Consider the following 13,181-nt stretch of genomic DNA (forward strand, 5'->3'; position numbering starts at 1 on the left):
CCACCCCCCCCCCCCGACACCTACACTATGGCTCGATCGTCGGCAGCGTCAGATGTGTATAAGAGACAGAAATTATCTGTCATTTATCTATTATTAAAACAAGTTAATTTATAGCTTTGTATTATAATTATAATAGTTTGGTAATGGTAAACCTAGAGTGGTACAGGACATTTAAAGCCATCTATAAAACAGGTACATTAACTGGGGCTGCCGAAATCTTATTTATTTCACAGCCGGGCGCTAGCCTACACCTTACTTCCTTGGAAAGTTATGTAGGCTATAAGCTGTTTGAACGAACTGGACGTAGAATGATTCCCACGGAAAAAGCCAAAGTGCTTTATAATGCATTGGTAGCGCCTTTAAACAAACTGGAAGAAATAGAAAAAAGTTTCCAGAAAAGTACGGAGAAACATACACCTACCATTAGTGTTGGGATGTGCTTCGAAACTTTTCAGCTTACACTCGAACAGTACATCCATACTTTGCCGTTTAATGTGATCATCCGTTTTGGAGAATACCCAGAGATGCTGGAGAACTTGGAAAAAGGAATTTTAGACCTGATCATTACCCCACAAAAAGGCGTATCTACACAAATACTTCATGAAGCTTTTTCCTCCGAAACCATTGTTTTGGTAGGGGGAAATGAGACAGATAGTGAGGTTTTTCAAGAAATTTTAACTAAAAATGATCCCATTGAATTGGAAAACTGGTTGAAGCAGGAAAAATGGTATGGTACCACGGGAGATATGGAGCATTTATTTAGGTTTTGGCAATTGAACTTTAATAAAAATCCAGAATTTAGGCCCAATTATATTGTACCCAATCTGAATTCTATTGTACGCTGTCTGGCCAGTGGAAAAGGATTGGCCATCATCCCCGATTTTCTGTGCAGGAAGGAGTTGGAAGAGCAAAAAGTTAGATTAATCTGGAAAGGCTATTCGCCATTGACCAATACCCTTTATTTTGGTAATCGTAAAAATACCATTTATGTAGATGAAATCAACCTCATTAAGGAGCTGTTCCGGAAAACCATGTTAGCTATTGAATGAGATAAAAAGCACAAATTATGGATTTGTAGCTATGTCTTTGATGGTTTGATTTCTAGTGGTTAAGAGTTTCGTCATATATTTCCGTAAGAAAATCCAGTTGAACAGGTCACCTAACCAACCATAGGGTACACCGTAAGAAAATACATCTTTCATAATAGTTAGGCCATTAATTTCTTCGAAGAAATGATCATGTATGATGAATGAAAAAGCGCCTTTGGTCATACAATCCTGAAAATAATAAGGTGCTTTAAATTTAGTGATCTTTGAGCTTAAGGTTTGATAAATTCCAAAGTGTCTTGCCCTCCAGGTTACCTCATCGCCAAGTTCACATAATCCAGCTGTTTTGCCCGCAATGGCTTTTTCGTTGGTATGTTTGGTCGATAACTGATGGATATCAATGCTCCTTGCGCAGTCAAAAACCACCTGTATGGGGGCTTGTATTTTGGTAAGGAGTATGATCTCGGTTGGCTTCATTGCGGCTTCGTTTTTATGCAGTGATAAGAAATGCCCATTGACAATTTACGAATAAGAGAATATCCAAAAAGTTTATTTCTTTACTCATTCCCAATCCATTTAAGGATCTTAAAGCTACATGGAGGAAACCTCCTTTGTAAAATCCTCTGGAAAGCTCGCTTATGGAAGTGATGGTCAGACTTTCTGGATATTCTCTTTTAAGAATTAATCGCAGTTAGGCACAGTAAATGTCCATGTTTCAGCCATTTTGTAAGGAATAGAAAAAGCCACCCCCTTGTCTAGTTCAAACCAAAGCTTAGGTCTTAGCTTTTCGCGGCTAATGGTTTCATTCATGGTCAAGCTATCATAGATCCTTCCGTTGATCACCACATATTTAATTTTTTCCGAGTTTTTGATATCATCGAGCGGATTATCATCCAGTATCAATAGGTCGGCAAGCTTTCCTGGTTCTAAAGAGCCCAATTCTTTGCCCATTCCCAAGTATTCGGCACCATTTAAAGTGGCACATTTAATGGCTTGTAAAGGATCCATTCCACCTTGCACCAACATCCAAAGTTCCCAATGCGCACCAAGACCTTGTATCTGCCCGTGTGCACCTAGATTAACCTTGGTGCCACCATCGGCAATTTGTTTAGTCGTTTTGGCCACTTCTATGTGTCCATAATCTCCATATTCTGAGGTGGTTCTACGTCTGGAACGGGCATCGATAATGGCCCTTGGCGTAAAATTCAATAAACGTTCGTTTTCCCATACATTGGTACGGTCATACCAATAATTTTCACCCCATTGGCCTCCATAGGCTACAATTAAGGTAGGTGTATAGGCTACTGCCGTTTGGTTCCAAAAATTAACTACATCCTTATAAGCTGGCGCAATAGGAATACTGTGCTCTATGCCGGTATGCCCATCGGCAATCATGCTCATGTTGTGATAGAAGGTAGAACCTCCTTCAGGTACCACCTCCATTTTTAATTGCCTGGCAGCTTCTATAATTTGTTGACGTTGGTCCCTACGGGGCTGATTGTAAGACTTAACAGAAAAGGCACCTACCGCTTTCAGCCTTTTTAAATGAGATAGGGCATCGTCTAGGCTATTGATCACCACTTTGAAATCGCCATCGGCACCATATAAGATAGAGCCTGTGGAATATAGACGAGGGCCTACCATGCGTCCTGCTTTTAGCATTTCAGCTTGGCTGAACACCATTTCCGTATTGCTGGAAGGATCGTGGGAGGTAGTAACGCCAAAACTTAGGTTGGCCATGTATGACCAATCTTGCTGCGGACTGACCCCATCTGGGCTGGTGCGTAAGTGCGCATGTACATCGACCATACCCGGCATAATGGTTTTGCCCGTTACCTCTAAAACTTTAGCATTTTCGGGTATACTCACTTCATCTACTTTACCGATAGCCTTTATTTTATTGTTTTCTAAAAGAATGGTACCTTCTTCTATTACCTGTTCACCCTTCATGGTAATGATACGTGCTCCTTTTAGGGCTACCAGACCTGTAGGCAGATCTGTTTTTAACCTTAGCCCAATAGATAGTCCAACTGTATCTAGTTCGGGCAAAATCTGTGGTGCTCCCTCTATAAAAGAAAAGGTATTTTTAATTTCCCTGTTATAATATTTTTCGCCAAGCGTCCATAGTAATTTTTTGCTGTCGGCGCTCCAATGCAAATAGGTGCCGGCATCTTTGGTGACCTTGGCCAATGGAATGGCCTTGTTGCCAGAGGATAGGTCAAGGGCAGTACCCGCAGTTACCATTGGCGTAATGTAGGCATTGAACAGCTCGGTAAATGCCATCCATTTACCATCTGGACTTGGGCAGAACTGAGTGGCATACTGTGAGGTATAGTGTATGCGTTCATTAGCGCCATTTAGGTCAATACTCTTAAAGGCTTTCTTGCCCGATTCGGCACCCTGAAAATAAATGCGGGTGTCATCTGCATTGAACATGGGCCTAATTCCATTGTCGCTAATCAATATTTTGCTTCCTCCATTTGAAGAAATCATATAAATACCTGTATTTTTGCCATAAGTCAATCCCAAGACCTCATTTCCGCTGCCTTTTCTAAAGACAATTTTATCTCCTTTATTGGAATAGCTCGGAGAATAGTAATAGCCTTTTTCGTCGGTAAGTGTAATCGTTTTACCTGTCTTGATATCAGTGCGTTTGATTGCTCCTTTAAATTCATCACTCCAAGTAGTGTAAACTACAAACTTGCCATCAGGACTAAATTTTGGCTCAAATTCAAAATCCATTCCATTGGTTAGCCTTTCAGGTAATCCATTGGGCAGTTCTTTTTTGTAAAGATAGCCGGCAGCATTGAACACCAACATCTTTCCGTCTGGTGAGGTAACCAATTGTCTGATCATTTTAACCGTAAATTCTGGGGTAAAAACCTGTTGATCAAAATGTAATGCTTGTTGTATCGTTTGATTACTGTTCACTTCGAATGGTATATCTTTAACAGATAGATTGTTGAGTTCTATTTGCTTAATTTTTCCTTTAGCATAGAAAACGATTGTTTTGGAATCTGGTGTCCATGCAAAATTGGGATAAACACCAAAAATGGCCCAGGTTTCTTGTTGGTCCTTGGACAGGTCATCATATAAGGGGTAATCTTCTCCAGTTTTTAGGTTTTGTAAGTACAGCACTGATTTTAGCCTTACTCTTTTTACATAGGCCAGAAACTTTCCGTCGGGCGATATTTGGGGCCGTACTGCACCGCCCTGTTCGGCAATGAGGTGGGTGAGTTTACCCGTGGTAAGGTCCAGTTGACGTATGGCATAGATCAATCCATTTGGATCTTTGCTGTATTGAAAGCTTGGTCCCGGAGAAACATCTTCACTAAAATAGACATATCGTCCATCAGGAGATACATTGGGTTCTCCTGCATCTTGTTGGTCGTTTTTACGCTTGGTCAATTGCACACCGTCTCCACCATAAATATGGTACATCCACATTTCGCCAGCACCCAATGAACGGGAGGCCGTAAAATGCTTGCGTGCAATAATATATTCGCTATTGGGCATCCAGGTGGCATTGTTCAATAACCTGAAGCTTTCTTTGGTGATTTGTTTTTTGTTGCCGCCCTGTCTGTCCATGATCCAGATATTGTCGGCGCCACTTCTGTCGCTGGTAAATGAAATATATTTTCCGTTAGGGCTAAATCGGGGTTGTACCTCATAGGCTATGCCTCCACTTAGCAATTTGGCCGTGCCCCCCGTAATTGGCATCACATAAATATCTCCCAATAGGTCGAAAACAATTTCTTTTCCATCAGGACTGACATCCAAATTCATCCAGGTACCTTCATTGGTATTGATATTAAAGGTTTTGGTTGGGCCTTTATACTTTTCAACATCCCATTTTGGGGTTTCTTTTTTATCTTGGGAAAATGCGTTAGTTAATGAAAATAAAAATAAGGGAATCAATAAAAGCTTTTTCATCTGCATATATACATTTGTTTTAAAAGGCAATTAAACGATGATGATCTTAATACCTGAACAAACCTAGTTTATATTCGTATGCTGGTAATAAGATCATGATGTTCTCAAGCTACAGTTTAGTAAATATTCGTTTCGCAATTTACTAATATAAGTCTGTTTTTTCATAGTTTTGAATTTACCAACCATATGACTGCAACAGAAATTTTAAAGAGATATTGGGGTTTTGATGTTTTTCGACCGTTGCAGGAAGAGATCATAAACTCAGTTTTGAAAGGTAAGGACACCTTGGCTTTATTGCCTACCGGAGGCGGGAAATCTATCTGTTTTCAGGTTCCTGCCTTGCTTATGGAGGGCATTTGTATTGTCGTATCACCCTTGGTCGCTTTAATGAAAGATCAGGTAGAACACTTAAAATCCAGGGGCATTGAAGCGGTGGCAATTTATGCGGGTATGGGGAAACGTGAAATAGATATTCTATTAGATAATTGCATCTATGGCAAGATCAAATTTCTGTACCTGTCTCCAGAACGTTTGCTTTCCGAGATAGTAAGGGCACGTATCTCTTATATGAACGTGAATCTTATTGCCATAGATGAAGCGCATTGTATTTCCCAGTGGGGCTATGATTTTAGGCCGCCATATCTTAAGGTAAAGGAACTTCGGGAAATTCACCCGGACAAGCCGGTGCTGGCCTTGACGGCTACTGCTACACCAAGGGTAAGAACAGATATTATTGACAAGTTGGTGTTAAAGGATGTGCAGGTTTTTGTGAAGAGCTTCTCGCGTAAAAACTTGAGTTATGTTGTATTTAATCTTGAAGACAAGCATAAAAAGCTGATAGAAATTGCACGAAATGTAAAAGGTTGCGGATTGGTGTACGTACGCAACAGAAGGGAAACAGCAGAAATTGCCATGTTTTTACAGCGTAATAAAATTTCGGCCGATTTTTATCATGCAGGGCTTGAGAAAGATCAGCGCTTCAAAAAACAGGAAGATTGGAAAAAGGATAAGATAAGAATAATGGTGGCTACAAATGCTTTTGGCATGGGCATAGATAAGCCTAATGTACGCTTTGTGGTGCATTTGGATCTGCCGGAGAGTTTGGAAGCTTACTATCAGGAAGCAGGAAGGGCCGGTCGTGATGAGCATAGGGCCTTTGCGGTTTTATTGAGCAACAAGTCGGATCAGCTATCATTGGAAGCCAAATATACCGACAGCTTTCCATCAGTTGAAGAAATCAAAAAGGTATATCATTATCTAGGGAACTATTATCAATTGGCATTTGGCGTAGGGCAGGGGCTAAATTTCGAATTTGATTTAGCCGACTTTTGCAAACGCTTTAATATTAGCGTGATCAAAACCATAACTGCATTGAAATTCTTAGAGCGTGATGGATACTTGGCCTTATCGGAAAATGTTTTTATACCATCGAGGCTGATGTTTACCATAGGCCATGAAGAAGTATATCGCTTTCAGATCGAAAACTCATCCTTCGATCCTATCATTAAAACCATACAAAGATCTTATGGAGGGGCATTTGATAATTATGTGAAGATCAAGGAAAGCGATTTGTCCAATCGTTTAAGGATATCTTATAACGATGTGATTGCTTATCTAAAGAAATTACAGGAATTTGGTGTGATATCCTACTTGCCCCAAACAGATCAGCCACAGCTTCAATTTTTAGTGCCGCGTACCGATTTTACTCATTTGGATATTGATGCCAAATATATTAAGCTGAGAAAGCAGATTCAAAAAGATCAGATAGAAGCCGTGATAGCCTATGCTTCTGTGTATAGTTGCAGAAATGTACAGTTGTTGCACTATTTTGGTGAAAGTAACGCTGAAAAATGCGGCGTATGCGATGTATGTCTGGCGGAAAAGAAGCGTGGCGACGAACAGGATTTAGATGACCGTATAGATTTTGAAATCAGCGTTGCCCTACAAAGCCAACATTTAGATTTGGATGAGCTTGTTGGAAAAATACAAATAGGTAGCGATAATGAAAAAATTGAGCGGATTAGGGAGATGCTAGATGCAGGCAAGATCAAAACTGATGGGAAAAAATATTATTTGTAAGTTAAATCATCAGGATTTTTTATTCGCTAATTTATCAATTCACCAATTTTCATATCTTAGCTGTTCCTTAAAATAAACCATGCAAACCATCAAGAACGATAAAAAAACGATACGCTCCTGGGCCTTTTTCGATTGGGCCAACTCTGCCTACAATTTGGTTATTACCTCTACCATATTCCCTGCTTACTTTACCGCCATTACTTCAGATAAAGATGATAGCACTATTGATTATGTGTACTTTTTCGGCTATAAGATCATTAATTCTGCCTTGTACAGCTATGCCATGGCTTTTGCTTTTTTGGTGATTGCCGTACTGTCGCCTATCTTATCTTCTATAGCAGATGCGAGAGGAAACAAAAAGATTTTCATGAAGATGTTTACCTATTTGGGAGCTATAGCTTGTAGTGCCTTGTTTTTCTTTGAGATTAACCACGAAACGGGTGTAAATACCCTTAATTTTAGTGTCATTATGTTTGTTTTGGCTGCCATAGGCTTTTGGGGGAGTTTAGTTTTTTACAATTCTTATCTTCCTGAAATAGCGACTGTTGAAGAACAGGATAAGGTAAGTGCAAAAGGTTATACCTATGGCTATATAGGCAGTATTGTCTTGCAGATTATTTGCTTCGTTTTTGTATTTAAACCAGAATGGTTTGGTATTGTGGATGCGTCCATTCCTGCCAGGTTATCTTTTTTATTGGTAGGGGTTTGGTGGATCGGTTTTGCACAGATCCCTTTTAGGAAACTGCCCAAAGGAAGTCCCGATTTTAAAAAGCAGAAACAAAATATCATAACTGGAGGCTTTAAGGAACTAAATAAAGTATGGAATCAGGTAAAGCATATGAAATACCTAAAAAGATTTCTATTTGCCTTTTTCTTCTATTCCATGGGGGTGCAAACAGTCATGTTGGTGGCCACTATATTTGGAGAAAAGATACTCCATTTGCCCACCTCAAAATTAATAGCTACCATACTTGTTCTGCAACTGGTAGCCATTCCAGGGGCCATGTTGATGTCTTATCTATCTTCTAAGAAATTTGGTAATGTAAACGTATTGATAGGAGTTGTAGTGATTTGGATCGGGGCTTGTATATCAGCTTATTTTATTCATACAGAAATGCAATTTTATGCTTTGGCAGTTGTAATTGGTCTGGTGATGGGGGGGATCCAATCTTTATCACGCTCTACCTATTCTAAATTTCTTCCTCAGCAAAGTCCAGACCATACCTCTTTTTTCAGCTTTTATGATGTAACAGAGAAAGTTGCGCTGGTTTTTGGTATGTTCAGCTTTGGCTATATAGAAGTGTTAAGTGGCAGCATGCGTAATTCGGTAATTGCTTTAGCCCTGTTTTTTGTTTTAGGTTTAGTATTTTTGCTGCTCTTAAAAAAGGTACAGCCCAAAGCGATAGCTGTATCCTAAATGTTGAGACCTAAAAGATTATGATGAAGATAGAATTATTTATACCCTGTTTTGTAGACCAATTATATCCGGAAACTGCTTTTAATACCGTTAAGATTTTGGAAAAAGCAGGCTGTGAGGTGGTTTATAACGCTAAACAGACCTGTTGTGGGCAGCCAGCCTATAATGCGGGATATTGGGAGCAGGCAAAGGAAGTAGGGACTAAATTTCTAGCTGACTTTTCGGAAACCGATTATATAGTTGCCCCTTCTGGGTCATGTGTAGGCATGGTTAAATCAGGCTTTAATGATCTTTTCACCAATACAATAGTACATAACAAGTGCCGGAATATACAGTCCAATATCTTTGAGCTTTCAGACTTTTTGATCAATATATTAAAAAAAGATTATTTTGGGGCTGAGCTGGAAGGGAAAGCTGTCTATCATGATTCTTGTAGTGGATTGAGGGAATGTAAGATTAAGGAAGAGCCCCGTCAACTGCTGTCGAGGGTCATTGGATTGGAGATGGTAGAGATGAGAGATACTGATATGTGTTGTGGCTTTGGAGGAACATTTGCGGTGAAATTTGACGCAATTTCTTCGGCTATGGCAGAACAAAAGGTAAATAATGCCTTGGAAATGGATGCCGATTATATCATATCTACAGATTTATCCTGCCTGATGCATTTAGATGGCTATATTAAAAAGAATAACCTTTCCATCAAAACCATGCACATTGCTGATGTATTGGCCAACGGATGGTTGGAGGGTTCCGTTTATTAAACGGGAAAGGCAGAACCTTGTAATTGTAAAACTCTAGTTATAATTTAATAAATTAACTTTTTTTAACATAAGTTATGCTTAAACTAAGGTAAATTTGTTGGCTTATTTTATTAAAAATGTTCTATAATAGAGACTATGAATAATGTTCATTTCGTTGTTCTTAATTGGCAGATCATCTTAAACAGAAATATATTCTAATGAAAAAAATATTTATAGCCTTTGTAGGTGCATTCCTTTTAGCGGTGAATGTACAGGCGCAAAAAAAATCTGGAGCCATACAGTTCGAATCGGTAATTGATCCTGTAGCCACAGCGGAAGCGAGTGGCTTCCCCATTACAGATGAGATGAAGGCCCGTATGCCAAAATCGGTCAAAGCAAATTTCGAATTGTTGTATAACGCAACCAATGCCAGTTATATGCCAGTGGTAGATAATGAAGATAGTAACAGTGGTGGTGGGGGTAGACCAGGAGGGGGCGCCGGAAGGATGATGATGCGATTTGGTGGTGGAGTAGGTGGTAACAGAGAGTATTATTACAGTTTTGCCGACCAGAAATTGGTAGAGGTGTTCGATTTGATGGACACTACTTACATGATGCCAAGCAAATTGACTTTGGCCGCCAATAATCCAACTGGCCGTGGAGGCAATCAGCAAAATAACAATAGTGCTGTTCAGTTTTTGCCTGTTGCTCCAACTGTAGAGGTCATAAAATCTGATGAAACCAAAAAGATATTGAATCTTAATTGCAATAAAGTGGTGGTTAAAACTACCCGCAAGGCAAAGATATTGGATATGGAAAAAGATATAGTAGAAGAAACTACACTTTGGTATACCAATGACCTAGGGTTTAACTTCTCTCCAAATCCAAATCTTTGGACGGAAGGTACTGTTTTGGCCATTGAAAATAAAGGAGGGGGGACAGTAGCAAAAAGTATAGAATACAGAGGGGTGAGCAATAAAGATGTTACAGCACCTAAAAAAGCCATAACCATTACACCCGAAGAATACCAAAGCAAGTTAGAGGCAATGATGAAACGTTTTAGGGGCAACAATAACCGTGGCCAAAATGCCAATGGTGCCACTAGGATTGTGATTAACTAAGATATACCATTTTATATTTTCTTTTAATGTCCCGACTGTATGGTTGGGACATTTTTTTTATGCCATTTATTTTAAAAATAGAGTCGAAAAATCTGTTCAATATTTTATCTTTGCCCAACAATAATCACGTAGTAGGTGATTGAATAAACAATTTTTAGAAACTTTAAATCATAGTTGTAGATGATTAACATTACATTACCTGACGGTTCAGTACGTCAGTATGAAAAGGGGATAAGTGCCCATCAAATTGCCTTGTCTATTTCAGAAGGCCTTGCCAGAAATGTTCTGGCAGCAGAAGTTAACGGAGAAGTTTGGGACTCGTCAAGAGCTATCGAAGCGGACGCTAAGGTTAAATTGTTAACCTGGAATGATACGGAGGGAAAATCAACTTTCTGGCATTCTTCTGCCCACTTGATGGCCGAAGCATTAGAATCACTTTATCCAGGTACAAAATTTGGTATTGGTCCAGCTATAGAAACAGGCTTTTATTATGATGTAGATTTTGGAGACAGGGAGTTTTCTTCTGATGATTTCAAGGCTATTGAAGCTAAAATGCTGGAGTTGGCCAAACAAAAAGAAGTATTTGAAAGAAAAAGTGTAAGCAAGGCTGATGCCATAAAATATTTTACCGAAAAGGGCGATGAATATAAACTAGATCTAATTGATGGTTTAGAAGATGGAAAAATCACATTCTACACCCAAGGTGAATTCACGGATCTATGTCGTGGGCCGCATATTCCTAATACCGGCTTTATCAAAGCCATTAAGCTGATGAACGTAGCGGGTGCCTATTGGCGCGGAGACGAAACCAGAAAACAGCTGACGCGTATATATGGAGTTACTTTTCCTAAAGCAAGTGAGCTGACCGAATACCTGCACATGATTGAAGAGGCCAAAAAACGTGACCACCGTAAGCTTGGTAAAGAACTAGAACTATTTACCTTTTCCGAAAAAGTAGGTATGGGTTTGCCCATGTGGTTGCCAAAAGGTACGGCACTGCGTGAACGTTTGGTGCAGTTTTTAACTAAGGCCCAGCAAAAATCAGGTTACGAGCAGGTAATTACACCACATATAGGTCATAAAAATCTTTACATTACCTCAGGTCATTATGAGAAGTATGGCAAGGATAGTTTTCAGCCCATAAAAACACCGCAGGAAGGGGAGGAGTTCTTCCTTAAGCCAATGAACTGCCCGCATCATTGCGAGCTTTATAAATTTAAACCTCGTTCTTATAAAGATCTGCCCGTGCGTTTTGCTGAGTTTGGTACAGTTTATCGTTATGAGCAGAGTGGCGAATTACATGGACTTACCCGTGTTCGTGGCTTTACACAAGATGATGCGCATTTGTTCTGTCGCCCAGACCAGGTGAAAGACGAATTTAAAAAGGTAATCGACTTGGTGCTGTATGTGTTCAAATCTTTGGGTTTTGACAATTATGTAGCCCAGGTATCGTTGAGAGATCCAGAGAACAAAGCTAAGTATATAGGTAGTGATGAAAACTGGAGATTGGCAGAAACAGCCATTATTGAAGCGGCAGAGGAAAAAGGATTGCCAACTGTAGTAGAATATGGAGAAGCGGCATTCTATGGTCCTAAGCTCGATTTTATGGTGAAAGATGCCTTGGGCAGAAAATGGCAGTTAGGTACCATTCAGGTTGATTATAATTTGCCAGAACGATTTGAACTGGAGTATACAGGTAGTGATAACCAAAAGCACCGCCCTGTCATGATTCATCGAGCCCCATTTGGTTCACTGGAACGTTTTGTGGCTGTTCTGATTGAACATTGTGCAGGTAACTTTCCATTATGGCTTTCTCCTGAACAATATATTATCCTTCCTATTTCAGAAAAGTATGAAGAATATGCAAAAAAAGTTTCAGAAGAATTAAATAATTCCGATATTCGCGGTCTGATTGACTTTCGTGATGAAAAGATCGGAAGAAAAATTAGAGACGCTGAAGTCAAAAAACTGCCTTACATGCTTATCATAGGGGAAAAAGAGATGGAGGAAGGAAAAGTTTCGGTACGTAAGCATGGAGAGGGAGATGTGGGAAGTATGACTTTGGCAGAATTTAGTGCATTAATTAACAAAGAAATAACAGTTTAATAAAGTAAGCATTTGGCATTAGGAAGACCAGGATTTAATAGGGGACCACGTCCACCTTTTAAGAAAAAAGAGGCAGAACATAATATTAACGAGCATATAAAGGCTCAAGAGGTTAGGCTAGCTGGAGATAATGTAGAACAGGGTATTTATCCTTTGTCAAAAGCTTTGGCTATTGCAGATGGGCTAGAACTGGATCTTGTAGAGATCTCTCCAAATGCAGTTCCACCGGTTTGCCGTATTATGGACTATAGTAAGTTCTTGTACGAGCAAAAGAAAAAGCAAAAGGAAATCAAAGCCAATGCTAAGCAAACCGTTATTAAAGAGATCCGTTTCGGTCCTAATACGAATGAACACGATTTCCAGTTCAAGTTAAAACATGCCGTTAGTTTCTTGGAAAATGGTGAGAAGGTAAGAGCTTATGTACATTTTAAAGGAAGAGCTATTGTTTATAAGGAACAAGGTGAAATTTTACTTTTGAAATTTGCACAGGCACTAGAAGAAATTGGAAAAGTGGAACTATTGCCTAAGTTAGAGGGTAAACGTATGTTTTTAACAATTGCTCCTAAAGCAACCGCAAAAAAATAATAAATTATATAAATAAACAGGTTATGCCAAAAATGAAAACCAATTCCAGTGCAAAAAAGCGTTTTTCGCTTACTGGAACAGGTAAAATTGCAAGAAAGAACGCCTACAAAAGCCACATTTTAACAAAAATGAGCACTAAACGTAAGCGTAACTT

At 39.4% G+C, this 13,181-nt stretch carries 10 protein-coding genes; 8 read left to right on the top strand and 2 right to left on the bottom strand.

The genetic code is table 11. The annotated features are described in order from the left end of the window. Positions 1–143: 143 nt before the first annotated feature. Positions 144–1,049: a LysR family transcriptional regulator gene (locus JHD79_RS21550; RefSeq protein WP_199121428.1), complete on the top strand. Its 906-nt coding sequence runs from the start codon at positions 144–146 to the stop codon at positions 1,047–1,049. A 15-nt stretch (positions 1,050–1,064) separates the two neighbouring features. On the opposite strand, the gene JHD79_RS21555 is transcribed toward JHD79_RS21550, so the two are convergent. Both JHD79_RS21555 and JHD79_RS21560 read right to left on the bottom strand, forming a co-directional pair. Continuing rightward, on the bottom strand, positions 1,065–1,523 hold the full coding sequence (locus tag JHD79_RS21555; protein ID WP_199121429.1) for an SRPBCC family protein: 459 nt from the start codon (positions 1,521–1,523) through the stop codon (positions 1,065–1,067). A 204-nt stretch (positions 1,524–1,727) separates the two neighbouring features. Then, positions 1,728–4,985 (bottom strand): amidohydrolase family protein, encoded by a 3,258-nt coding sequence (locus JHD79_RS21560; RefSeq protein WP_199121430.1) that lies wholly within the window; start codon positions 4,983–4,985, stop codon positions 1,728–1,730. Between the two features lie 180 nt (positions 4,986–5,165). Between JHD79_RS21560 and JHD79_RS21565 the strand changes: the two genes are divergently transcribed. From JHD79_RS21565 to rpmI, 7 genes are all read left to right on the top strand, one after another. Beyond that, positions 5,166–7,058: an ATP-dependent DNA helicase RecQ gene (locus JHD79_RS21565; protein ID WP_199121431.1), complete on the top strand. Its 1,893-nt coding sequence runs from the start codon at positions 5,166–5,168 to the stop codon at positions 7,056–7,058. A gap of 79 nt (positions 7,059–7,137) precedes the next feature. Further along, a complete protein-coding gene (locus tag JHD79_RS21570) occupies positions 7,138–8,475 on the top strand; it encodes an MFS transporter (RefSeq protein WP_199121432.1) in 1,338 nt (445 codons plus the stop codon). A 23-nt stretch (positions 8,476–8,498) separates the two neighbouring features. Next, the gene (locus JHD79_RS21575) at positions 8,499–9,236 is read left to right on the top strand and encodes a (Fe-S)-binding protein (protein ID WP_199121437.1); all 738 of its coding nucleotides are present in this window, start codon (positions 8,499–8,501) and stop codon (positions 9,234–9,236) included. Between the two features lie 197 nt (positions 9,237–9,433). Next, positions 9,434–10,336, top strand: coding sequence for a hypothetical protein (locus tag JHD79_RS21580; protein WP_199121433.1), 903 nt, complete (start codon positions 9,434–9,436; stop codon positions 10,334–10,336). A 180-nt stretch (positions 10,337–10,516) separates the two neighbouring features. Continuing rightward, entirely contained in the window at positions 10,517–12,442 is a 1,926-nt protein-coding gene (gene thrS, locus JHD79_RS21585; RefSeq protein WP_199121434.1) for a threonine--tRNA ligase, read from the top strand. A 12-nt stretch (positions 12,443–12,454) separates the two neighbouring features. Continuing rightward, complete coding sequence (gene infC, locus JHD79_RS21590) at positions 12,455–13,027, top strand: translation initiation factor IF-3 (protein WP_199121435.1); 573 nt, start codon at positions 12,455–12,457, stop codon at positions 13,025–13,027. A gap of 23 nt (positions 13,028–13,050) precedes the next feature. Then, positions 13,051–13,181 (top strand): 50S ribosomal protein L35 (gene rpmI, locus JHD79_RS21595; protein WP_199121436.1); only part of this gene is annotated, 131 nt, incomplete at its 3' end.

It is taken from the genome of Pedobacter sp. ASV28 (assembly GCF_016428855.1).
Taxonomy (GTDB): Bacteria; Bacteroidota; Bacteroidia; order Sphingobacteriales; family Sphingobacteriaceae; genus Pedobacter.